21 protein-coding genes, 1 tRNA gene and 2 pseudogenes are annotated in these 22,045 nt (G+C 66.3%); 12 read left to right on the top strand and 12 right to left on the bottom strand.

Annotated features, from left to right (window positions below; all coding sequences use genetic code 11):
* Positions 1 to 37: 37 nt before the first annotated feature.
* Both serS and M3C25_RS05765 read left to right on the top strand, forming a co-directional pair.
* Positions 38 to 1,327 (top strand): serine--tRNA ligase, encoded by a 1,290-nt coding sequence (gene serS / locus M3C25_RS05770; RefSeq protein WP_102160933.1) that lies wholly within the window; start codon positions 38 to 40, stop codon positions 1,325 to 1,327.
* A gap of 8 nt (positions 1,328 to 1,335) precedes the next feature.
* The gene (locus tag M3C25_RS05765; RefSeq protein ID WP_102160935.1) at positions 1,336 to 2,145 is read left to right on the top strand and encodes an HAD family hydrolase; all 810 of its coding nucleotides are present in this window, start codon (positions 1,336 to 1,338) and stop codon (positions 2,143 to 2,145) included.
* Positions 2,146 to 2,204: 59 nt separating this feature from the next.
* On the opposite strand, the gene M3C25_RS05760 is transcribed toward M3C25_RS05765, so the two are convergent.
* The 8 genes from M3C25_RS05760 to ilvA all read right to left on the bottom strand — a co-directional run bounded on the left by M3C25_RS05760 (position 2,205) and on the right by ilvA (position 10,034).
* The gene (locus M3C25_RS05760; protein WP_259855323.1) at positions 2,205 to 2,696 is read right to left on the bottom strand and encodes an META domain-containing protein; all 492 of its coding nucleotides are present in this window, start codon (positions 2,694 to 2,696) and stop codon (positions 2,205 to 2,207) included.
* Positions 2,697 to 2,749: 53 nt separating this feature from the next.
* The gene (locus M3C25_RS05755; RefSeq protein ID WP_102160940.1) at positions 2,750 to 3,097 is read right to left on the bottom strand and encodes an META domain-containing protein; all 348 of its coding nucleotides are present in this window, start codon (positions 3,095 to 3,097) and stop codon (positions 2,750 to 2,752) included.
* A 120-nt stretch (positions 3,098 to 3,217) separates the two neighbouring features.
* On the bottom strand, positions 3,218 to 5,170 hold the full coding sequence (locus tag M3C25_RS05750; RefSeq protein ID WP_102160942.1) for a S1 family peptidase: 1,953 nt from the start codon (positions 5,168 to 5,170) through the stop codon (positions 3,218 to 3,220).
* Between the two features lie 202 nt (positions 5,171 to 5,372).
* Positions 5,373 to 6,257: an HAD family hydrolase gene (locus tag M3C25_RS05745; RefSeq protein ID WP_102160944.1), complete on the bottom strand. Its 885-nt coding sequence runs from the start codon at positions 6,255 to 6,257 to the stop codon at positions 5,373 to 5,375.
* Positions 6,258 to 6,374: 117 nt separating this feature from the next.
* Positions 6,375 to 6,890: a hypothetical protein gene (locus M3C25_RS05740; RefSeq protein WP_102160946.1), complete on the bottom strand. Its 516-nt coding sequence runs from the start codon at positions 6,888 to 6,890 to the stop codon at positions 6,375 to 6,377.
* A gap of 7 nt (positions 6,891 to 6,897) precedes the next feature.
* Positions 6,898 to 7,602: a proteasome activator gene (locus M3C25_RS05735; protein WP_102160948.1), complete on the bottom strand. Its 705-nt coding sequence runs from the start codon at positions 7,600 to 7,602 to the stop codon at positions 6,898 to 6,900.
* A 27-nt stretch (positions 7,603 to 7,629) separates the two neighbouring features.
* On the bottom strand, positions 7,630 to 8,667 hold the full coding sequence (locus M3C25_RS05730) for an NAD(P)H-quinone oxidoreductase (RefSeq protein WP_170273029.1): 1,038 nt from the start codon (positions 8,665 to 8,667) through the stop codon (positions 7,630 to 7,632).
* Positions 8,668 to 8,747: 80 nt separating this feature from the next.
* On the bottom strand, positions 8,748 to 10,034 hold the full coding sequence (gene ilvA, locus M3C25_RS05725) for a threonine ammonia-lyase IlvA (RefSeq protein WP_170273030.1): 1,287 nt from the start codon (positions 10,032 to 10,034) through the stop codon (positions 8,748 to 8,750).
* 267 nt (positions 10,035 to 10,301) lie between these two features.
* Here ilvA and M3C25_RS05720 point away from each other — a divergent pair, with 267 nt between their 5' ends.
* The 7 genes and pseudogenes from M3C25_RS05720 to M3C25_RS05690 all read left to right on the top strand — a co-directional run.
* Complete coding sequence (locus tag M3C25_RS05720) at positions 10,302 to 12,392, top strand: maltokinase N-terminal cap-like domain-containing protein (protein ID WP_259855322.1); 2,091 nt, start codon at positions 10,302 to 10,304, stop codon at positions 12,390 to 12,392.
* Positions 12,393 to 12,446: 54 nt separating this feature from the next.
* Positions 12,447 to 12,537, top strand: a tRNA-Ser gene (locus tag M3C25_RS05715).
* 236 nt (positions 12,538 to 12,773) lie between these two features.
* Positions 12,774 to 13,010, top strand: a complete 237-nt coding sequence (locus M3C25_RS05710; protein WP_102160952.1) for a heavy-metal-associated domain-containing protein — start codon at positions 12,774 to 12,776, stop codon at positions 13,008 to 13,010.
* A gap of 121 nt (positions 13,011 to 13,131) precedes the next feature.
* Positions 13,132 to 15,186, top strand: a complete 2,055-nt coding sequence (locus M3C25_RS05705) for a heavy metal translocating P-type ATPase (protein WP_259855321.1) — start codon at positions 13,132 to 13,134, stop codon at positions 15,184 to 15,186.
* A complete protein-coding gene (locus M3C25_RS05700; protein ID WP_102160956.1) occupies positions 15,183 to 15,836 on the top strand; it encodes a class I SAM-dependent DNA methyltransferase in 654 nt (217 codons plus the stop codon). The genes M3C25_RS05705 and M3C25_RS05700 overlap by 4 nt, the downstream gene beginning before the upstream one ends.
* A gap of 125 nt (positions 15,837 to 15,961) precedes the next feature.
* Entirely contained in the window at positions 15,962 to 16,618 is a 657-nt protein-coding gene (locus M3C25_RS05695; protein ID WP_259855320.1) for a Crp/Fnr family transcriptional regulator, read from the top strand.
* 7 nt (positions 16,619 to 16,625) lie between these two features.
* Positions 16,626 to 17,758, top strand: a pseudogene (locus M3C25_RS05690) (SulP family inorganic anion transporter); the annotation flags it as partial.
* A gap of 32 nt (positions 17,759 to 17,790) precedes the next feature.
* Here the strand turns inward: M3C25_RS05690 and M3C25_RS05685 are convergent.
* Together M3C25_RS05685 and arsB are read right to left on the bottom strand one after the other, a co-directional pair.
* Positions 17,791 to 18,210, bottom strand: coding sequence for an arsenate reductase ArsC (locus M3C25_RS05685; RefSeq protein WP_207948751.1), 420 nt, complete (start codon positions 18,208 to 18,210; stop codon positions 17,791 to 17,793).
* A gap of 10 nt (positions 18,211 to 18,220) precedes the next feature.
* The gene (arsB, locus tag M3C25_RS05680) at positions 18,221 to 19,279 is read right to left on the bottom strand and encodes an ACR3 family arsenite efflux transporter (protein ID WP_102161748.1); all 1,059 of its coding nucleotides are present in this window, start codon (positions 19,277 to 19,279) and stop codon (positions 18,221 to 18,223) included.
* A gap of 228 nt (positions 19,280 to 19,507) precedes the next feature.
* Here arsB and M3C25_RS05675 point away from each other — a divergent pair, with 228 nt between their 5' ends.
* On the top strand, positions 19,508 to 19,903 hold the full coding sequence (locus M3C25_RS05675; RefSeq protein ID WP_375545102.1) for an ArsR/SmtB family transcription factor: 396 nt from the start codon (positions 19,508 to 19,510) through the stop codon (positions 19,901 to 19,903).
* A gap of 156 nt (positions 19,904 to 20,059) precedes the next feature.
* Positions 20,060 to 20,287, top strand: coding sequence for a hypothetical protein (locus M3C25_RS05670; protein WP_102160960.1), 228 nt, complete (start codon positions 20,060 to 20,062; stop codon positions 20,285 to 20,287).
* A 24-nt stretch (positions 20,288 to 20,311) separates the two neighbouring features.
* On the opposite strand, the gene M3C25_RS05665 is transcribed toward M3C25_RS05670, so the two are convergent.
* Entirely contained in the window at positions 20,312 to 20,659 is a 348-nt protein-coding gene (locus M3C25_RS05665; RefSeq protein ID WP_175293264.1) for a VanZ family protein, read from the bottom strand.
* Positions 20,660 to 20,748: 89 nt separating this feature from the next.
* The gene (locus M3C25_RS05660; protein ID WP_102160963.1) at positions 20,749 to 20,922 is read right to left on the bottom strand and encodes a CsbD family protein; all 174 of its coding nucleotides are present in this window, start codon (positions 20,920 to 20,922) and stop codon (positions 20,749 to 20,751) included.
* Between the two features lie 473 nt (positions 20,923 to 21,395).
* Between M3C25_RS05660 and M3C25_RS05655 the strand changes: the two are divergent.
* Positions 21,396 to 22,045, top strand: a pseudogene (locus M3C25_RS05655) (hypothetical protein); the annotation flags it as partial.

Below are 22,045 nucleotides of genomic sequence, written 5' to 3'. Positions count from 1 at the left end.
GGGAGACGTCCTGTCCTCGCAGCGATAGGCTAGGTGTGTGATCGATCTACAGCAGCTCAGAGAAACCCCCGAGGCGTTCAAGGCCTCCCAGCAGGCCCGTGAGGCGGATCCGGGACTCGTCGATGAGATCCTCGCCGCTGACGAGGCCCGGCGCGCAGCGCTGACGTCCTTCGAGGAGGCCCGCGCTGAGCAGAAGTCGTTCAGCAAGCAGGTCGCCAAGGAGAAGGACAAGGACGCCAAAGCCAGGCTCGTCGCCGAGGCCAAAGGCAAAGCGGAGAAGGTCAAGGCACTGCAGGCCGATGCCGACGAAGCCGGCTTCGCCTTCGACAAACTCGTGCGCAAGCTGCCCAACCTCGTCATCGACGGCGTGCCCGCCGGCGGGGAGGACGACTCCGTTGAGCTGCGCCGTGAGGGCACCCCGCGCGATTTCGCAGCCGAGGGCTTCGAACCCCAGGATCACCTCGCGATCGGTGAGGGCCTCGGCGCGATCGACACCGCCCGCGGCGCGAAGGTCTCCGGTGCCCGCTTCTACTACCTCACCGGCTTCGGCGCCCGTCTCGAGCTGGCGCTGCTGACGATGGGCCTCGACACTGCTGAGAAGCACGGCTTCAGTCCTGTCATCACCCCCACGCTGGTCAAGCCTGAGGTGATGGGAGGCACCGGTTTCCTCGGTGAGCACGCCGATGAGGTCTACCGCCTCGAAGCCGACGACCTGTTCCTCGTCGGCACCTCTGAGGTGCCGCTGGCCGGCTACCACATGGACGAGATCCTCGACCTCGACGCCGGGCCCAAGCGCTACGGCGGCTGGTCGCCGTGCTACCGCCGTGAGGCCGGTTCCTACGGCAAGGACACCCGCGGCATCCTGCGCGTCCACCAGTTCCAGAAGGTCGAGATGTTCTCCTACGTCAAGCAGGAGGATGCGCTGGCAGAGCACGAGCGGATGCTGTCGATCCAGGAGGAGATGCTGGCCAAGTGCGAGCTGCCATACCGGGTCGTCGACATCGCCGCCGGTGACCTCGGCGACTCGGCTGCCAGGAAGTACGACTGCGAGGCCTGGGTGCCGACGCAGGAGACGTACCGTGAGCTGACCTCGACATCGAACTGCACCACCTTCCAGGCTCGCCGCCTGAAGATCCGCGAACGCACCGACAAGGGCACCCGGCCGGTCGCCACCCTCAACGGCACCGTGGCCAACACCCGCTGGATCGTCGCTCTGCTGGAGAACCACCAGCAGGCCGACGGCTCGGTGCGCATCCCCACTGCGCTGCGCCCCTATCTCGGCGGCATGTCGGGCTACGGGCCGGACGGCGCACGCTACGAAGACTGAGGAGAAGATTGAAGCCCCACATCATTGCCCTCGACGTCGACGGCACGATCGTCGACTACGACGACATGATGACCGATCGGGTGCGCTCCGCCATCCAGGCAGCTGAGGCTGCCGGCCACCATGTCGTCATTGCAACCGGCCGTTCAGTCGGCGGCGCGCTCGAGGTGGCCAACCGTCTCGGACAGCGCGACGGGTACCTCATCGCCTCCAACGGTTCGGTGATCGTGCGGATCACCCCGGAGGCTGAGAAGGGCTGGGAAGTCCACCACGTGGAGACCTTCGACCCGGCGCCGATGCTCGCGCGGATGCGCGAGCATCTGCCGATGGCACTGTTCATGGTCGAGGACGCCGAGCTCATGCGCTGGGCGTCTGGAGAGTTCCCGGTCGGTGAGCTGGCGTCGAATGAGCAGCTCAATCTCGTGAGCTTCGATGAGCTTATGGACAAGGAAGCCACTCGTATCGTCATGCGCGAGCTCAACGGCAGCAATGAGGAGTTCCTCGACGCCGTCGAGCGGATCGGGCTGCACGGTGTGACCTACTCCGTCGGCTGGTCGAACTGGCTCGATATCGCCCCTGACGGAGTGTCGAAGGCCAGCGGCGTCGAATACGTCTGCCAGCGGCTGGGCGTCGCACGATCGGAGACCGTGTGCGCCGGCGACGGCATGAACGACATGGAGATGATGCAGTGGGTCGCCCACGGCATCGCCATGGGCCAGGCGAAGGACGAACTCAAGGCACAGGCCGACGTCGTCACCGGAACGGTGGAGGAGGACGGCCTGGCGACCGCACTCGAAGACTACTTCGGCCTGGACAGCTGAGGTAACTCAGCCGCCCAGGCCGTGTGGCGCTGGAAGAGCGGAGGGCTGCTGGGGAAGTCCTACTTCTCTCGGATGAGTGTGCCGATCTCCTTGCCGTCCTTGTCCTTGACGGTCATCTCATCGGCGTTCTCATTCGAATCTGTGATCTCGGCAGTGCTGGCACCGCTGAGCCAGGCGTCGATATCGGTGCAGCCTTTGGCGGTTGTCACCCATGGTTCGAAGTGAATCGTCGATCCCTCGATCGTGTAGGTGCTGTTGATGCCGTTGCACCCGTCGGTGCCGATGACCGTCTCATCGGTGTTGAAGTCGAGGAATGGATCGCCCTTCTGGTCGGCGCCCCATTTGCCTTCAAGAGTTTCGGGTGTCAGATCGCCGGACGGGTCACCCGGATCTGCGGTGCTGGTTTCCTCGGAGGTCGCACCGGAGGTGTCTGTGGCGTTGGGGGATTCACTCGGGGAGACAGTGCCGTTGCCCTCGCCAGCTCCGCACGCGGAAAGCAGCAGCATCGAGATGCCGGCTGCGGCAAACGAGCCAGTTTTCAATGTTCTCATGTGTTTCAGGATACTTCGAAGGCTGATGCCCAGACGCGCAGCGTCGCCGATTGTCAGGGCTTTGTGACCTCTTCGGCAGATCGGAACAGGGTTCCGATGGCGTCGTCATTCCGGTTGCGAACGGTCATGGTGTCACCGTGGATTTCAGCGAAGCGGGCCATGCGCAGCCAGTCGTTGACGCCCAGGCATGCGCGAGCGGTGGCGATCCACGGTTCGATCGTGATCGTCGACCCGTCGAGCGTGTAGGAGGTGTTGATGCCGTTGCAGCCGTCGGTTCCCCATGCAGCGCCTTCGTCGTTGAATGTCAGGTACGGCTGACCGGGTTCGTCTGATCGCCAGGTGCCGGCCACGTCGTGCATCGTAAGCGAGTTGCCGTCATTTTCGCGGGGGTCGGAGTTCATGTTGTCAGGCTAGCCGTTCTGCTGCTGCCGTGTGAATGCGATTCGGGCTGTGAACCGTTGTGGTTCACAGCCCGAATCAGCTCGCGTTCCTGCTGTTAGGCAGTCACGGTGTCAGCGGCCTCAGTTCTTCCGGCGGCGAGCGAGGACGTAGAGTCCTGCACCACCGGCGATGAGGGCAGCTGCAGCTCCGAGGGAGCGGAGTGCCTCAGAACCGGTGCGCGGAAGGTCCTTGTTGTCATCCTTCTTGTCGTCGCCGCCCTTGCCGTCATCGTCCTTGCCACCGGCTTCGGTGACAGTGAAGGTGCCGGTCAGGTCGTCGCCGCCGTCGCAGGAGACGGTGACGTCGTAGTCGCCGATGTAGGCGTTCGGCATATCGGCGTTCTCTCCGTAGACGGAGAATCCGACATTGCCGTCTTCATCGACCGTGGCGGTGTCCGTGTGGCCGGTGACGTTCGAGCCGCGCGGCTTGACTTCGAGGTTGGCCTCGGTGCCCGGCGTGCAGCCGGAAGCTGCGATCGTCACTGCGTCCTTCTTGACGAAGTCGGTCGCCTTGATATTCTCCGGGTCGATCGACAGAGCGCGCTCTGCCGGGTCATCCGACGGATCCTCGGTCGGCGTTGCGGTCGGCTCATCAGTCGTAGTCGGCGACGGAGTCGACGTCGGATCGTCAGTCGGAGTCGACGTCGGGTCATCAGTCGGGGTCGGCGACGGCGACGTGCCGCCCTCAACGGTCACCTTGATAGTAGTGGGCTCGGACACGTTGAACTTACCCTTGCGAGCGATGAACGTGTACTCGTATTCGCCAGCTGCATTGGGAGCAGTGAACGAGAACTTTCCCGGCCCAGCCTTGAAGCCCTCCGGCTTATCCTTGCTCTCCTTAGCAACTTCGGCAGTAGCATTGGCCTCCGTCGTGCCCGATACGGTGGCGCCGGGTGCGACCGTAACGTTCTTAACCTCCGGGGCGTCAACGTGCAGACGAACTTCGGTTCCTGCTGGCATCTGCTTCAGACCGTGGTTGATGTCGGTGACAAACGACCAGTCTTCTTCTGAACAGTTTGTAACGTTAGGTGCGCAACTCTCAGCGCCGACAACGTAACCAGAGGAGATGCCGATAGCTTCACCCTTGTCGTTGTACCAAGCTCCACCGGAGTCACCGGGACGAAGGGTATTCGATGCGACGAAGCCAGTGGCGTAACGCACCTTGCTCGAGTCCACCGTGTCGGTGAGAGCGTAGACCATGTGGCCTTTGACTGTACCCTCGGTGAGCCCTGTCGTGCGACCCGACTTCTTGATGGCGTCGCCCTCAGCCGCTTTGCCGACGGACGTGATGACCTGGGTGGAGGCTGACAGGTCGTCGCTGGACTTCGTAGTCCAGTCAGTGACCTCAGGCTTCATCTTCAGCTTGTCATTGGTCTTCTCAATGAGCGCGATATCGGTGACCGTCTTGAAATCCTCGGACGGTTCCTGGCCCTCTTCTGGCGGCTCGACGTAGGGATCTTCCTTGCCACCCCACTGAGAGAACGTAAACTCACCGAAATCGTCCATGTATGTAGAGGTGTATTTGTTCTCCGGCATCTTGTCTTTCTCGTCGCCGGTGAACTCGACATCGGTGCTTGGGAGCGAGCGGGAAACCTGGTCTCCGACCGAACCGCAGTGTCCTGCAGAGAGTGCAGCCTCGTCGCCCTCTGGGGTCCAGGCCGAGAAGGCGAAGGAGCAGAGGCTGGCTTCGTTGATCCGATAGCCAGAGCCGCCGACGACATCGGTCTGTGCGGCGGGCTGGATCGGTCCGTTGAGCTTCATGACCTCGACATTGCTGTGGTCCTCGGCCAGTGCGAGAACTTCCTCAGCGTCATCGGCCGTCACATCAACAGCCAGGAGAACGTCCTGACCGGCAGCGCCGACGCCAGCTGCGCCAGCAGTGAAGGCGTCGTTCTGGAACTTCTTGAATGCAGCGCCTGCCGTCGGCAGGGCTTCCGGGGCTGCGAAAGCCGGAGAAGCAGCGAGAGAGCCGCCTGCTCCGACGATGATCGCAGCGCTCAGGCCCAGGGCCCGCAGCGAATTGCGTTTCGTCATGTGTCAGTACTCCAAAGGTGTGTTCAGTGTCAATGCTGGCTGCGGGCTCGGCGGGAGGAAGTCGTTACCATTCCGCAACACACGAGTCTCAGAGTAGCCTGAGTGATCCTGAAGTGAAAGCTGGGGCAGGTGAGTTTATGGCGAATTCACCTTGCGAATGACTGTCTGCGCAGGTGAAATGACCCCAGGGGTACCGAAAGAATTAGTCGGAGATTCGGACAATCCCGCCAGAACCCCCATCGGTGCGACGCTGTGCTGCCGCTGCGAAGGCCCGGATTGCTTCAGTGATCCCCCCATCATGCACTGCAGGAGCTACGGCGCGGGCGGCGGCGAGAGTGGTTGGGTGGCCGTCGGCCATCGCATACCCCCAGCCGGCCCAGGTCAGCATCTCAATGTCATTGGGCATATCGCCGAACGCGGCGACATCGTCGGCGTCGATCCCCCGGCGCTGACAGTACTCAGCCAGCGTATGCGCCTTCGTCACCCCGGCAGCAGCGAGCTCGATGAGCCCAGTGGTCGGATTCGAATGCGTGGCGTGCAGCGCATCGCCAATAAGCTCGCTGACGGCAGCGAGCATCGCATCGGAATCAGTCGAGGGCCCGCGCACCATGATCTTGGCGACTTCTCGGATGTCCCTGCTCTCAGCCGGGTCGATGATGACGGCCTCCTGCGGCCAGCGGGTGACGAAACCCGGCTCGATGCAGAAGGCATCGAGCGTTTCGAAGGCGAGCTTCGCCTCGGGCATGTGCGCCCGCACCCGGCTGATGAGCTCGTGCTGGACCTCGGTGCTGATGAGGTGGGCATGGACGACCTCGTCGCGCTGCAGGTTGTACACGATCGAGCCGTTGGCGCAGATGACATGACGCACGATCGGCAGGTCCCGCTGCAGGGGTGCGAGCCAGCGGACCGGCCGGCCGGTCACCGGCACGAAGTCGACACCGGCGGCCACGAGCGCATTGACCGCTTCGACGGTGGCTTGGGGGATCGGCTGGAAGCGCTGCAGCAGCGTGCCGTCGACATCGCTGGCCACGAGTCGGATGTTCTCCGGATGCTCATGCGGTGCCTGCGGTGTGCTCGTCTCGCTCACTGCTGACCCCCGTCTCGCCGATACCTATTGAAAACGTATACCTATCCAATGCATGCACCCATTGAATTGGTGCTGTTGCCGGCACCCCACATGCGGGGCGGCCTACCTCTATATCTATCAGCTCGCCGCGTCGAGGCGGGTGCACTCGTCGATGAGTGCGGTGACATCGCCGACGAACCGTGTCGCCGCCGCGGTCGGGGCGGCCGGGTCCTGACCCGTGCGCACGGCGATCCGGGCCATCGCAGCCGCCTGGCCCGCCTCGGCGGCTTTGGTCGCTGCTTGGGACAACCTCTCCGGCAGCGGCCCGCAGGCACTGCGCACACCGGCCGGGACGACAAGACCCTCGACCGGCCAGCGCGCATGCAGCCGGCGGGTGAGCTCCGTGACCTGCCCAGCAGCCTCATTCAGCGGTGCGGTGAGAGCCGCGATCTGCTCGCCGGCATCCTGGGCGGCTTCGGTGGAGTCCCCGGTCTCGCGGCCGAGTGCGACAGCGGTCTCGTAGAAGCGGTCGACGGCGCGCATGAACCGGTCGTGGTGCTGACGCCACACCCCGGTGCCGAACTCCCGGTCGGCTTCACGCGCGGCGTGCTCGGCCGGGGAGAACAGTCCCGTCAGCCGAGACAGGATGCCCATGCCGGTCTCAGAGGTAGTTGCCGGGTCGCTGCTCGGCCTCAGAGTCGCTGTCCCCACCGCCGTCCTCCTGGCCCATCACGACCACCCCGCGCGGCAGTGCACCGGCCTCCTGACCGGCCTGCGACTGTGCGAGCGCCTGCTGGCTCATGAGCGCGGTCTGGATACCGTGGAAGAGACCTTCGAGCCAGCCGACGAGCTGGGCCTGCGCGATCCGCAGCTCACCGATCGACGGGGTCTCCGACTCCCCGAAGGGCAGATCGAGGCGCTTGAGCTCGTCGATGAGCTCATCGGACATGCCAGCCGAGAGCTCTTCGATCGTGCGCCGGTGGATCTCGGCCAGCCGCCCGCGGCCGGCCTCATCGAGATCGGTCTTGCGGACCTCTTCGAGCAGCTGCTGGGCCATCGTGCCCACGCGCACGATCTTGCCGGGCTCGGAGATCTTCGCCGAGCGCTCCTGCCCACCCTGCTGGCGCGCCGACTGCTCGCCCGCCTCGGCGCCGGGGGCTCGCTGGCCACCACTGTCCCGGCTCGAGGTGTCCTGCCCCGAGGTGTCCCGGCGCTGCGCCGCCTGCTCACCCTGCTGGGTGGTCTCGTCAGCGCCCGAGGCGGGGTCCGCCTCGGGGCCGGGGGTGCTGTGCCCGCCGTTGAGGCGGGCGGCTGCCTGCGCGAGAGTCTCCAGGTGCGGGGCCTGCGGGGTGGTCTCGTCGGTCATATCGTCCTCGTCTCCTTCGTGGGGCGGTCAGGCGGGCTGGGCGTCATCGCCGACGCGCAGCAGCACCTTGCCGATGCTATCGCCATCTTCGAGCATCGCGTGCCCGCGTCCGGCCTCGGCCAGCGGCAGCGTGTCGTGGATGATCGGGCGGATGGTGCCGTCGAGCACGAGCGGCCAGATGTGCTGGCGGACCGTGGCGACGATGAGCGCCTTCTGCGCAGCCGGGCGGGCGCGCAGGGTTGTGCCGAGTATGTGCTTGCGGCCGGTGAGCAGGCGGGCGAGGTTGATCTCGGTCTTGACCCCGCCCTGCATGCCGATGATGACGAGCCGGCCGTCGTTCGCCAGCGCTTTGATGTTGCGCTCGAGGTATTTCGCGCCGATGAGGTCGAGGATGACGTTCGCGCCCGGGGTGCACGAGTCGCCGGCCGGGTCGGTGGCGGGATCGGATGCGGTGATCTCGCGGATCCGGTCGACGAAGTCCTCCTCGCGGTAGTTGATGACGGCATCAGCGCCGAGTTCGCGGCAGAACGCGGCTTTGCGCTCCGAGCCGACGGTGACGGCTACGCGGGCGCCGAGCGCCCGGGCGAGCTGAATGGCGCAGGTGCCGATGCCCGAGCCGCCGCCGTGGACGAGCAGCCACTGGTCAGCGCGCAGCCCGGCCTCCATGACGACATTCGAGTACACGGTGGAGACGACCTCCGGCAGGGCGGCTGCCGCGGTGAGGTCGACGTGATCGGGGACGGGCAGCAGCTGACCGGCCGGCACGTCGACGTACTCGGCATAGCCGCCGCCGGAGAGCAGGGCGGCGACGCGGTCGCCGGTCTTCCAGCCGGTCACTTCGGCACCGACCTCGGCGATGGTGCCTGAGACCTCCAGGCCGGGGATCTCGGTGGCGCCCTCGGGTGGGTCGTAATGGCCCTGCCGCTGCAGGATATCCGCTCGGTTGATGCCGGCGGCATGGACCTTGACCAACACGGAGCCGGGTTCGATTGCGGGAGTCTCGACGTCGTCGGAGAGCACCAGGGCCTCTGGGCCGCCGGGCTGAGGAATCGTCATAGCTCGCATGAGGCAAGCCTATCGCCCAGGGCTGGGTGTGCGGTCAGTATCGCCACACGATCACGCGAGCACCGCCTCGGGCGCGGGGCTCAGACGAACATGCGGAACAGCGGCGAGTCGTGCGAGACCTTCTCGATCTCGAGCGGTGAGGCGTCCATCCGGGCGAGCAGACCCGGCAGGCTCTGCGCCTGGCCGAGGGTGATGCCGACGAACGCCGGGCCGGTCTCGCGGTCGGAGCGCTTCATGTACTCGAACAGCGAGATGTCGTCATCTGGGCCGAGCACCTCGGACAGGAAGCGGCGCAGCGCACCGGGCTCCTGCGGGAAGTTGACGATGAAGTAGTGCTTGAGGTTCTCGTACACGAGCGAGCGCTCGATGACCTCCGAGTAGCGGGAGATGTCATTGTTGCCGCCGGAGACGATGCACACGACCGTCGAACCCGGCGGGATCGTGATCGGGGCGCGCGAGTGCTTGCCGCCGATTGCCGCCGAGGCCAGCGCGCCGGCCGGTTCGGCGATGATGCCGTCGACCTGGTAGAGCTCGAGCATCTCCGAGGCCACCCGGCCCTCGGGCACCGGGTCGATGCGCAGACCGAGGTCGGCGATCATCCGGTAGGTCAGGTCGCCGGCCCGGCGCACGGCGGCGCCGTCGGCAAACGAGTCGATGTTCTCCAAGGCGACCGGGCGGCCGGCGGCCAGGGCTGCGATCATCGAGTCCGCCCCGGCGGGCTCGGCGCCGATGACCTGGGTGTCGGGCATGTGCTCGGCGGCGTAGGCGGCGATGCCGGCGAGCAGACCGCCGCCGCCGACGGGCACGATGATGAAGTCGGGATCCTCGGACAGCTGCTCGTGGATCTCCGCGGCGATGGTGCCCTGCCCGGCGACGGTGCGCGGGTGGTCGAAGGCCGAGACGAGCAGCGCGCCGTGGGTCTCGGCGTAGTTCGCCGCCAGATCCGAGGCGTCGTCGTAGGTCGAGCCGTCGATGACGACGGTGACCTCATCGCCGCCGAAGTAGCGGATCCGGTCGATCTTCTGCCGCGGCGTCGTCTTCGGCACGAAGATGCGGCCCTTGACGCCGAGCTCCTTGCACGCCTTCGCGAAGCCCTGCGCGTGGTTGCCGGCCGAGGCGCACACAACGCCGTGGGCGCGCTCGTCAGCGGTCAGCTGCAGGAGGAAGTTGAAGGCGCCGCGGATCTTGTACGAGCGCACGAGCTGGAGATCTTCGCGCTTGAGGTAGATCGTCGAGCCGATCGCATCGGACAGGCGCTCGGAGATGTGCAGCGGAGAGGTGATGATGGAATCCGAAATGAGCGCAGCAGCGGCCTCGACGTCGCTGGCGGTCGGCAGGTTCCAGATCTTCTGTTCATGAATGAGCACCTCCCCATTGTGTGCCCGCCGCTGTGGTCGTGTCACGTCATGAGTCAGTTCGTGCCATATGGTGAGCAGTTTCGTGTCAGTCGGTGACGAACGACGCTTCGGCGGGCCCCGCCTCGGGACCGGACGCCGGTGCGGCGGGCACCGCCTCGGCGCTGGTCAGGCCGGGTATGCCGGGCGTGCCCTCCCGGCCGCACTGCGCGGTTTCGGTAGAGTGTGCCCTAGCGCATGATGCGAGCCCGCGCCGACGCAACGCCAAGGGGGAACACGGTGGCCATCAGCAGTGAACTCGAAGGTCTGCTCTCTGCCTGGCTGCCCCGGCAGAGCTGGTTCCCCAAACTGGAGACCGAGCTCGGCGCCGACCCCGACATCACGCCGATGTCCGTCACCCGCCTGTTCGAATGGGACTCCGGCGAGGGCACCGTGCGCGGCACTCAGGCGATCATCTCCGTCGGCGACGGACGCACGCTGCGCCGCATCAACGTCCCCTTAAGCTTCCGCACGAGCGAGAATTTCGCCCTGCGCGCCCACCTCATCGGCACCATCGATGACATCACGCTCGGCCCCTGCTGGGTATACGACGGGTGTGCTGACCCGGTCTTCGTCATCAACTGCGCCCACGCCGCGGCCACCGCCCGCCGGTTCGAGGGCGGCCAGGTCGCAGCACACGCAGTGAGCAACGCGATGACGAAGTTCCACCGCGTGCAGACCGAGCACCAGATGCTCGACTACGCCGCCTCGGTGCGCCTGGAGCTGCTGGAGGCCCGCGCACACGAGTCGACCGTCGTCATCGAAGACCCCGAGAACCCCTGCGTGCTCACCTTCTTCCGCGTCGTCCAGCCGGGACTCAGCCAGGCGGTGCGGATTCCCGTCGCCCTGACCGAGGCGGAGTCGCGCGCCGTGCCCGAGGTGATGGGGTGGGTGTCCGGCCGCTGGTTCGACGCCGAGGAGCTGGAGACCCGGTCGGCGCCGCTGGCGATGCTGTCGGTCCAGTATCCTGACTCGCAGCCGGCCTGGCGTGAGGCTGTCGACATCGCCTGTGCGGTGGACTCGGGGTCGATCGGCAGCTACAACAAGAAGGCCTCGGCGCTCGGCGCGCGGATCGGCGAGCTGCACCTGGATCTCGCTGCTGAGTTCGGTGTGGTGCGCGGGGCCGGGGAGCCGACCGAGGACTGGGTCGCCAAATGGCAGGAGCGCATCGACTGGGCGCTCGCCCGCGCACCGCTGGCGCTCGGCGATCTGCAGGCCAAGCTCAAGGAGCACCGGGCGAACCTCAGCCGGCTCGACACCGTCGGTGCGCTGCAGCGGATCCACGGCGAGCTGACGCTCAACCAGGTGCTCACCAGCCCGGTCGTCGGCTTCACCGTCGTCAACTTCTCCGCCGCCACCCAGGAATTCCCGAAGCCTGCGGCGATCGACCTCGTCGCGCTGCTGCGCAGCATCGACTACGCCGCCGGCTACGCCCGGCTGCGCCGGACCGGTGCCCTTAAGGCCGATGCGCAGCCGACGTTCATCGGGCTGTCCGGGCTCTCCGACGGGCACGAATCGCTGCGCGAGGTCGTCGACTCGCCCGAGTACCTGTGGTCCTCACAGGCGCAGAACTCACTGCTCACTGGCTACTCGCATGCCGTCGGCGCCTCGGTCGGACTGCACGATCCGATGCTGCGGGCCGTGCTCATCGACCGGCTGCTCGTCGAGGTCGTGACCGAGCTGCGCAACCGGCCCACCTGGCTCATCGTGCCGCTGGCGACCCTGACCCTGCTGCTCGGCGGTCGGCTGGAACATGACTCCCAGCCTGAGGATGATGCCGAGGGTGAGGCTGCTGGTGAGGCCGGCGGTGCGGCCGGTGGTGCCGCGGGTGGCGCGACCGGTGCGGCAACTGCCTGGAACGCCGAGGAGACTGTCAGCGCCGAGGAGTTCGCTCAGAGCGCGGTCGAGGAGATCGCCCAGCCGGCTGACCCTGTGCCCGATGCCTACGACGACCTCGACACCGAGGTCGCCCGCGCCGAGAAGACCGGAGGGGGACCCGGAGCGGCGGATCAGACTGCGGCGGCGGAGACGGCAGCCGACCAGGAGGTGGCCCTGCGGCCAGAGGCACCGGCCCGACCGGCAGCCCCGCCGACAGCACCGGAACAGACCCCCGACCCGGCACCTGCCCAGCCGGAATCCGACGCCAGCGAAACCGCCGCCTCGGACACGGACGCGGCCAGAGAAACCACCGCCTCGGGCACGGACGCGAACGCCGACCCCGATGACGCGGTCATCGACGAGGACGCCGACGCCGAGGCGGCCGCAGCCACCCAGTTCCCGCCGATTCCAGCCCGCCCGACGACCCTGCCGAGGTTCCCCAACCGCGACTGAAGTGGTTTATGCTGTGATGTGGACTCCGGGCGGCTCAACCGCCGCGGATGTCGAGGTGAGTTGACTGAGCGGCCGAAAGTGACGGTCTTGAAAACCGTTGAAGGGCAACCCCCTTCCGTGGGTTCGAATCCCACACTCACCGCCAAACGAGAATCTGTCCGTGCGCTGCTCTCACGGATCTCCACGGGAGCCCCCGCCCAATCCGCGGCGGGGGCTCCCGTCTGTTGTCTGCAGGTCGCTTCGCGCGCTCACGCAGGCGGTTTCCGGCGGCACTTGACCTGCGTCAAGGCGCGGTGCCTGGAATCTCCATACGGTGAGAAGCGAAGACCAGGAAAGGTTCCGGTCGGGCCTCCGAACGGGGGCGTAAGGAAAGGAATCACCATGCCACAGACGACAGGCAACACCCACACCCTCCTCCGGGCCGAAGGCTTCTCCTGCCCCTCGTGCGTCGGCAAGATCGAAAAGCAGGTCGGCAAGCTCGACGGAGTCGACAACGTGAAGGTGCACTTCGCCTCGGGCCGTGTGGAGGTCGACCACGACACGTCGAAGACCTCCGTCGACGACCTCATCGCCGCCGTCGCCAAGGCCGGGTACAAGTCGAAGGCCTCTGCCTTCTGACTGAGGTCCTGCTGGCTGCCCGTCGCATCCTGGCCGCCGGTCGCAGACCGATCGGCAGCCGCGGGCCAACCAGCGCAGAACGCACAGCCATCCCATTCTCAGCACGAAAGGCGGGATACTCGTGAATGCGCTCCGCAGGTGGCGGTACAGCAACTGGTTCATCCCTGTTGCTGCCGGCCTGCTCATCCTCACCTCATTCGGCGTCGAGCGGCTCGTCGCCGGCGCCTGGAACTTGGAACTCACTTCGCAGTGGTGGATCGATCCGGGCGAACACGCCCACTGCTCCGGCCACGCCTTCACCCTGGCCAACGCCTTCATGCTCGCCGCGGCCGTGGTGGCCGGATACGGTATCGTCATCAAGGCTGCACGCGCCCTGATGGTGAGATTCATCAGCATCGACCTGCTCGTCTCCATCGCAGCGATCGGTGCCGTGCTCATCGGCAACTTCTGGGAAGCTGCAGCCGTCACCTCCCTCTTCGCCATCGGCCACGCGCTCGAAGCCGGCACCATGAACAAGACCCGCTCGGCCCTGGCCGAGCTCGTCGCCGTCGCCCCGGACTCTGCCGTCGTCATGCGCGACGGCGAGCAGGTCGAAGTCGCTGCCCACGACGTCCGCATGGGCGACGTCGTCCTCGTCAAGAACGGCGCCAAAGTTCCCGTCGACGGGCAGGTCATCGCCGGCACCGGCTCCGTCGACGAGGCCTCGATCACCGGCGAATCCATTCCGGTTGAGAAGACCACCGCAGACCATGTGTTCGCCGGCTCGATCTCACGCAGCGGGTTCCTCCAGGTGATGGCGACCGGCATCGGAGCCGACACCACGCTCGCGCGCATCATCCACCGCGTTGAAGAGGCTCAGGACGCCAAGGCCAAGACGCAGGCGTTCATCGACCGCTTCTCCAAGCGGTACACGCCAGCGGTCATGGTCTTCGCGTTCGCCGCAGGCCTCATCTCCGGCGATGTCGTTCTCGGACTGACCCTGTTCGTCATCGGCTGCCCCGGTGCACTCGTCATCTCCATCCCGGTGGCGATCGTCTCCGGCATCGGCCGTTCAGCCCGCAACGGAATCCTCGTCAAGGGCGGCGAATACCTCGAGACCTCAGCTAAGATCTCGGCCGTCGCTGTCGACAAGACCGGCACCCTAACCGAAGGCCGGCCGGAGCTCACCGATGTCGTCGTCCTCGGTCCGGCTGCAGACCGGCGCGGCGTGCTGCGCTGGGCGGCCGCTGTCGAGGCGGGGTCCGAACACCCGCTGGCCCGGCCGATCATCGACGGAGCACGCGCCGCAGGCGTCGCCCCAGACGGCGTACCCGGTTCGGTCACTCCCGTCATCGGCAGAGGCATCGAAGGCGACGTCGACGGGCATCACGTGCTGGTCGGCAACGCCCAGCTGCTGGAGAAGTACGGCATCACCGACGACGCGGGCTCAACCACGGCAGCCGGAGAGCTGGCAGAGGCAGGCAAGACGCCGATGATCGTCGCAGTCGATGGCCAGGTGATCGGCGTCATCGCGGTCGCCGACACGATCCGTGAAGACGCCCCGGAGATGGTGCAGCGGCTGCACGCCAACGGTGTGCAGAAGGTCGTGATGCTCACCGGCGACACCCAGCCCGTGGCCGAAGCGATCGGCCAGAAGGTCGGTATCGACGCGATCCACGCGTCGCTGCTGCCCGAGGACAAGCTTGACGCTGTGGCAGGTCTTCAACGCGAAGGCCACACGGTCGCGATGGTCGGCGACGGAGTCAACGACGCGCCGGCGTTGGCGACCGCCGACATCGGAGTGGCGATGGGTGCGGCAGGATCCGCCGTGGCCGTCGAGACCGCCGACATCGCACTCATGGGCGACAACCTCCTGAAACTGCCCGAGGCGATCGGGCTGGCCAAACGCACTGCGAGGGTCATGCGGCAGAACATCGCGATTGCACTCATCACCGTGATCCTGCTGCTCGCCGGTGTCTTCGCAGGCGGGGTCACCATGGCAGTCGGCATGCTCGTGCACGAGGGCTCGGTGCTCATCGTGATCCTCAACGCGATGCGCCTGCTGCGCAATACCCACGACGGCACAGCAGCACCAGCCCAGCGACCAGACCAGGCGGGCCTGACAGGCCACGGCTCGACTGCCTCGGGCGCGGATGCCGAGCCAGCCCAGACCCGTACCTCTGGGCACTCAGCATGAGGGCACGGAGGTACGCCTCTGGCAACCGGGCACTGAGGGGATCGTTCGGTGCGCGGGCGCAGGCCAGTGCAGCCGAGGCGTACGGAACCCAGGTCGTCGATGTCGCCGGCATCCTCGGGACGGCGATCTCCCCGGCCGATCCCGACCGCGCGATCATCGAACCGTGGGCGTCGGGTGTCGGCGGACGGATTCTCGACGTCGGTTCCGGCACTGGCCGTTGGACCGCCCACCTCGACGCACTCGGGCACACGGTCGAAGGGCTCGAACCAGCCGAGCGGCTCGTCAACCTCGCCCGCGCTCACTTCCCCGGGGTGACGTTCCATCACGGGGCCATCGCAGACCTGGTTGAGGCCGACCGTCGGTGGGACGGGATTCTCAGCTGGTACTCTCTCATCCATATGGGACTTGGAGAACTTCCAGAGGCCCTGGCGATCCTGCGCACCGCGCTGCGCGATGGAGGATCACTGCTCCTGTCGTTTTTCTCCGGGCCGCGCCTGGAGGCGTTCAGCCACCCGATCGCCACTGCGTACCGGTGGCCGATGGCGGACATGGAGCAGGCGCTGGCTGACGCTGGCTTCGCTGACGTCGCACAGCAGATGGGCCCGTTCTCGGCTCATGCGGTCATGAGCGCCCGCGCGATCGAACGCTAGCCGTAAACACCCCGGTGACGCGGAGCCGGGAGGGGACCACACTGGACAAAGAGGAGGAGGGCCTTCGATTGACTCATTCGACCCGGGTGCGTTCAGCACCCTCAGAAGATCTCTGCGTCACGCGTGTGCCGCTCTTCTATGGCCTGACGCGCGCCCAGCAGGTGGAGGTCGCCGGGTTCGCCCGCCCGGTGACCCTGAGTTCTGCTGAACAGTTCTACACTGCCGGGGCCGATGTCTCGCAGCTGATAGTCGTGCACACCGGACAGGTCAAGATCTCCCGTTCCAACGCCGATGGAAGTGAACAGGTCATCCGCATCCTCGGCCCCGGGGACTTCATCGGCGAATCCGCCTTCCTCACCGGTGCCCGGCCCGACCACCAGGCCGAGGCTCTCGTCGACACCGAGCTGTGCGTCTTCCGTCATGCCGACCTTTCCCGCCTCTTGGCTAAGCACCCGAATATCGCTATGCGCATGCTCGAAGAGGTCAGCAACCGCCTTGAAGCCACCGAGAAGCGGCTTGCCTCTGTCATCTCGGGCAGCGTCAGCTCCCGCTTCGCCGACTACCTGCTGTCGCTGCCGGCGCGGCCGAGGCCGGACGGTGCCATCGAAGTGTCCCTGCAGCTGTCGAAGAAGGACATCGCCTCGCTCATGTCGACGACGCCCGAATCGCTTAGCCGCCAGCTGCGCCGGCTCACCGATGCCGGCGTCATCGCGCAGCGCAGCCGCGGACGCATCGTCATTATGGATGTCGCCGCGCTCAGCTCGCTCTCGATGCACAGCTGAGTAAGGCTTCATTCCGCGGCAGGTGATGGTCGGCTTCATCAACGCGCTGGCGATTCTCATCTTCCTCTCGCAACTGCCCGAGCTCGTCGCAGTGACGTGGCTCGTCCATCCGCTGTGTCTGCTCGCCCCATCATCGTGTTCGTCCTGCCCAGTCTGACGCCCGCGGCGCTCACGGTGCTGGCCGCGATTGTGGTGCTCACACTCCTGGTCGTCGTCTTCGGCTGGGACGTGCCCTCAGTCGGAGACAAGGGCGAGCTTCCCCACGCGCTGCCGGCCCTCTTCATCCCCGATGTCCCGCTGAATCTGGAGACCCTGCAGGTCATCGCGCCGTACGCGCTGGCGATGGCCATTGTCGGACTGCTCGAGTCCCTCATGACCGCCAAGCTCGTCGACGATGTTACTGACACGCGGTCGAACAAGACCCGCGAATCCTGGGCGCAGGGCGCCGCCAACATCGTCTCCGGCATCTTCGGCGGAATGGGAGGCTGCGCGATGATCGGTCAGACGATGATCAACGTCAAGGCCGCCAACGCCCGCACCCGGATCTCGACGCTGTTCGCCGGCGTGTTCCTCCTCATCCTCATCGTCGCTCTCGGCGGAGTCGTAGCTCAGATCCCCATGGCCGCACTCGTCGCCGTCATGATCTTCGTGTCGTGGGCGACGTTCGACTGGCACTCGATCCGCCTGTCCACGCTGTCGCGGATGCCGAAGTCGGAGACCACGGTCATGCTCGTCACCGTGGTGGCGACTGTCTGGACCCACAATCTGGCGATCGGCGTGGTGCTCGGAGTTCTTGTGGCCATGATCGCCTTCGCCAATCGGGTGGCGCACTTCGTGCGCGTCGACCGGGAGCTGCGCGATGTCGACGGACAGGCCACCGCGTACTACACCGTCGAAGGTGAGCTCTTCTTCGCCTCATCGAACGACTTGTACACGATGTTCGACTACGCCGGCGACCCCGAGCACATCGTCATCGATATGCATCGCTCCCATCTGTGGGACGCCTCGACGGTGGCGGCACTCGATTCGGTGACCGACAAATACGCGGCATACGGCGCGTCTGTCGACATCGTCGGGCTCAACACCGCCAGCCGGCGCATGCGTGCGCGGCTGGCAGGGATGACCCGATCCGGCGGCTGACGCGCATGTGCGCGGCATCGCCGCCGCTGCACTTAAGCGGACAGCAGCTCGGTGATGAGGGCCTCGACGCGTCGTTTGATCTCATCGCGGATCGGGCGCACCGCCTCGACTCCGAGCCCGGCCGGATCGGCAAGCTGCCAGTCCTCGTAGCGCTTGCCCGGGAAGATCGGGCACGTGTCTCCGCAGCCCATCGTCACGACGACATCGGAGGCTTCCACCGCCTCGGGCGTGAGGATCCGCGGCGACGCCGCGGTGATGTCGACGCCGTCCTCGCGCATCGCCTCGACGGCGGCAGGATTCAGCTGCTCAGCAGGCTCCGAGCCGGCCGAGCGGACCTCGATCCGCCCGCCGCTGAGCGCCGCGAGGTAACCGGCGGCCATCTGCGAGCGCCCGGCGTTGTGGACGCACACGAAGAGCACACTGGGGGTGTCGGAAATCGGGTCAGCGGTCATGGCGGTCTCCTCAGCGGATGCGGTCCGGCAGGGTCGGATCGTGCGGGAACATGCGTCGGCCGGCCCACAGCGCAACGTAGACGAGTGCGACGAGGACGGGCACCTCGATGAGCGGGCCGACGACCCCGGCGAGCGCCTGACCCGAGGTGATGCCGAAGGTGCCGATGGCCACAGCGATGGCGAGCTCGAAGTTGTTGCCGGCCGCGGTGAACGCCACCGTCGTCGACTTCGCGTAGTTGAGGCCCGTGGCCTTGGCTGCGAACAGCGAGATGGTGAACATGACGACGAAGTAGGCCAGCAGCGGCACCGCGATGCGGGCGACATCGAGCGGCTGGGAGATGATCGCATCGCCCTGCAGCGCGAAGAGCAGCACGATGGTGAAGAGGAGTCCGTAGAGTGCGAACGGTCCGATGCGCGGCAGGAATGTGCCCTCGTACCACGCGCGGCCCTTGGCCTTCTCGCCGAGCACGCGGGTGAGGAAGCCGGCGATGAGCGGGATGCCGAGGAAGACGAGGACGGAGACGACGATCGTCCAGACAGAGAAATCCGCCGAGGTGGTCGGCAGTCCCAGCCATGAGGGCAGGATCTGCAGGTAGAACCAGCCGAGGGCGCCGAAGGCGACGACTTGGAAGACCGAATTGATCGCCACGAGCACCGCTGCGGCCTCCCGGTCGCCGCACGCCAGATCGTTCCAGATGAAGACCATCGCGATGCAGCGGGCCAGGCCGACGATGATGAGCCCGGTGCGGTACTCCGGCAAGTCCGGCAGCAGCATCCACGCCAGGGTGAACATGAGGGCCGGGCCGACGAGCCAGTTGAGGACGAGGGAGAGGATGAGCAGACGCTTGTCGCCGGTGACACGATGGGTTTCGTCGTAGCGGACCTTTGCGAGCACCGGGTACATCATGACGAGCAGGCCGAAGGCGATCGGCAACGACACCTGCCCGATCTTCACCGCGTCGAGTGCGCTGCTGAGCCCGGGCACGAGGCGGCCGAGCAGCAGGCCTGCTGCCATCGCCAGCAGGATCCACGCGGGCAGCCAGCGGTCGAGAAACGACATCTCCTGCATGACAGGTGTGGCGGTCGGGGTTGTGGCATCGGCGGTCTGACGCACGCAGAACTCCTCATATCGATGACTGTCAATCGGAAGCGTAATGGGTCGTATCGATGAGTGTCAATGTAAGATGCTGCTATGACTGAGCTTCGGAAACCCGCGGTGTCCGCTGCGGTTGCTGCGACTGCTGCGGTTGCGCGGGAGGAGGCGCCGGGAGAGGTGCCGGGGGGTCTGCCGGGAGACGTGCCGGGGGATCTGCCGGGAGGCGAGCCAGGAGAAGCCCCGGGAACTGCCCCCGGTGCCGCGCGGGGCGGCGGGCAGACCGGCGCCTCGTGCTGTCCGCTCGCCACGGGTCCTCTGGTGGCAGCCGAAGCCGAGCGGATGGCCGGCACTCTCAAGGCGCTGTCTGATCCGACCCGCCTGCGCATCGTCTCGCTCATCGCCGCCCGCGGCTGCGAGTCGGTGTGCGCCTGTGATCTGCTCGAAGCCCTCGACGTGACCCAGCCGACGGTCAGCCACCATCTCAAGAAGCTCGTCGACGCCGGTCTGCTGCAGCGTGAGCAGCGCGGCAAGTGGGCGCATTACACCGTCGTCGGCAGCGCCTTCTCCGAACTGCAGGCGTTCCTCGCGCTCGGGTGAGCATCGCCGGCGAGGCGGCCCACGCCTCAGGTGAGCATCGCGGGCAGGGCGGCCCGCGCCTCGGGAGCGGCCGAGACAGCATGCTCACGCGCACCCAAGATCTTCCCAGGAATGCCCCGCGGGAACTCTCAGGCGCCGGGCGGTTAGCGTCGGGGCATGGCAGTGCAGAGAGTTGAGATTCAGGCGACCGACCAGGTCGAGGCGCGTCGCGTCGAGGCGATCTACCGCCAAGGTGACCGGCACAGCAGGCTCGAAGACGAGGTGCTCGATGCGGTCTGGCGCTCCGGCCGCACCCCGGTGGGCGGCCCGGTCTTCGTCGGTCTCACGCATGGGTCGCCCGTGCTCTACCGGTTCGATGTCCCCGTCGACAGCGCGGTGCGCTGAAGGCTGCTGCGTGGCGGTGCGGATTCACGGCCACTGCGGCGGCCGCGGCGGTTCTCCGTTCTCACCGAGGAGCGGATCGCCGGCTGGCAGTGCCCGCCAGATGCCGAATGCCAGCAATATGCCGAGGCAGTCGGCGATCCAGTCGCCGAACTCGCCGGACCGGCCGGGCACCGCGAACGCCTGGATGAACTCGCTGATGGCTGCGTAGGCCGACATCGCCAGCATCGTCGCCAGCGGCCGGAACCCGAGCAGCAGCAGGGGTGTGGTGAGTGCGGTGAAGCCCACGGCGTGCATGAGCTTGTCGAACCCGGCGAACGGCGAGGCCATGCCGGAGCTGGGGGAGTAGAGGAGGAACAGGTGCACAAAGAACACGGCCGCGAAAGTGGACCAGGTCCACTTCCGCGCCCGTGTCGAGAGGATCAGGTGCGCGACAAATCGCATCTGACCGAGAAGAGACGCTCTTACTTCTTGAACGCGTCCTTGACCTTCTCTCCGGCCTGCTTGAGGTTCGCACCGGACTGCTGAGACTTGCCTTCGGCTTCCATGCTCTTGTCGTCGGTCGCCTTGCCGATGCCGGACTTGGCCTTGCCGAGCATTTCGTCAGCCTTGTTTCCGAACTTGTCATCTGCACTCATAGGAACCTCCTCGGGTTGGGTATCGCCTCGGGTGGAGGCGACGCACTTCCATCTTAGTGACAAGCAGCCTTCCTGGAAAGAGTGTCCTGCGGCGTTGCCGCAGATCAGTGACGCGACTGCGGGTGGCCGTGCCGCAGGCCGTGCCCGAGGTGGTGGTTGGGTGGGTTGCGCGCCGTGTGCGTGCTGGGGTTGCCGTGCCCGAGGTGGGGTTGCGTTTGCAGGGCGGGTTGCGCACCGTGCGTGTGCTGTGGTTGCCGTTCCCGAGGTGGTGGCCGGGCCCGAGGTGGTCGTCTCGGTGGCGCTCGCGGGGGAGTGTTGTCCATGGCTGCTGGCAGACTGGAACCAGAACTCGCAGCACGCACATGTTCATGTGAGTTGCATGTGAACGCAGTCGAAACTATTGTCACATCATATCGAACACGCTTAGACTTGAAACCAGAACGATCGCGGTAGATCACAAGGAGGTGACCGCGATGCTCGTCGAAGAACAGGTCATCACACCCCGCCGCAACGACACGGTGGCCGATTCGTCGGATTTCGCTGACTGCCTCTACCGGCTGGAATCTGCCAACCGGGACATCGACGAGCGCCGTATGACTGGGCTCGGGTTCCTCTTCGATGCCTTCCTCGCCCGGGCAGCTTCCGATTCACCTGAGGATGTCTCCCTGCAAGTTGATGCGGTGCGTGAACTGGCAGCCGATCCGCGTGCGTTGGGCCGGCCGGACCGTGACGGGACTGATTTCCGAAACGAGGCCGGCCAGCGCCGGGACGCCTACGCCTGGCTGGTTGAACGAACGGCGTCGACGTCGCTGATGCACATGGCAGACGCCCTCGACACGACCGTCAAGCAGGTCCGTTCACGTGTACAGGTTGCTGCAGCAGGACTCGTCGGCCTGCCGGCCTTCACGTCCCAAGCCCGGGCCGGGGTGATCGGCTATGACAGGTATCTCTACGGCGCGACACGTGCCACGAGTCTGGAGCCTGAGCATCTGGCGGACTTCGATGCAGGGCTCACCTGGATCCGGGTGTCAGACATGGCGGCGTTCAAACGCGCCGTCACCCAACTGATCGCCACACTCGTCACACGTGAGGAGCGCGCCAAGCAGGTCCGGGATCGTCGCAC

Source organism: Brevibacterium luteolum, from assembly GCF_025147615.1.
In the GTDB taxonomy this organism is placed as follows: domain Bacteria; phylum Actinomycetota; class Actinomycetes; order Actinomycetales; family Brevibacteriaceae; genus Brevibacterium; species Brevibacterium luteolum.
This window is presented reverse-complemented; position numbering and strand designations above follow the sequence as displayed.

Coding starts and splice junctions, on each gene's coding strand:
- M3C25_RS05760 (WP_259855323.1), bottom strand. CDS start 2,696: ATGAGAACATTGAAAACTGGCTCGTTTGCCGCAGCCGGCATCTCGATG.
- M3C25_RS05755 (WP_102160940.1), bottom strand. CDS start 3,097: ATGAACTCCGACCCCCGCGAAAATGACGGCAACTCGCTTACGATGCAC.
- M3C25_RS05750 (WP_102160942.1), bottom strand. CDS start 5,170: ATGACGAAACGCAATTCGCTGCGGGCCCTGGGCCTGAGCGCTGCGATC.
- M3C25_RS05740 (WP_102160946.1), bottom strand. CDS start 6,890: ATGGGCATCCTGTCTCGGCTGACGGGACTGTTCTCCCCGGCCGAGCAC.
- M3C25_RS05735 (WP_102160948.1), bottom strand. CDS start 7,602: ATGACCGACGAGACCACCCCGCAGGCCCCGCACCTGGAGACTCTCGCG.
- M3C25_RS05730 (WP_170273029.1), bottom strand. CDS start 8,667: ATGCGAGCTATGACGATTCCTCAGCCCGGCGGCCCAGAGGCCCTGGTG.
- M3C25_RS05710 (WP_102160952.1), top strand. CDS start 12,774: ATGCCACAGACGACAGGCAACACCCACACCCTCCTCCGGGCCGAAGGC.
- M3C25_RS05700 (WP_102160956.1), top strand. CDS start 15,183: ATGAGGGCACGGAGGTACGCCTCTGGCAACCGGGCACTGAGGGGATCG.
- M3C25_RS05685 (WP_207948751.1), bottom strand. CDS start 18,210: ATGACCGCTGACCCGATTTCCGACACCCCCAGTGTGCTCTTCGTGTGC.
- arsB (WP_102161748.1), bottom strand. CDS start 19,279: ATGCAGGAGATGTCGTTTCTCGACCGCTGGCTGCCCGCGTGGATCCTG.
- M3C25_RS05670 (WP_102160960.1), top strand. CDS start 20,060: ATGGCAGTGCAGAGAGTTGAGATTCAGGCGACCGACCAGGTCGAGGCG.
- M3C25_RS05660 (WP_102160963.1), bottom strand. CDS start 20,922: ATGAGTGCAGATGACAAGTTCGGAAACAAGGCTGACGAAATGCTCGGC.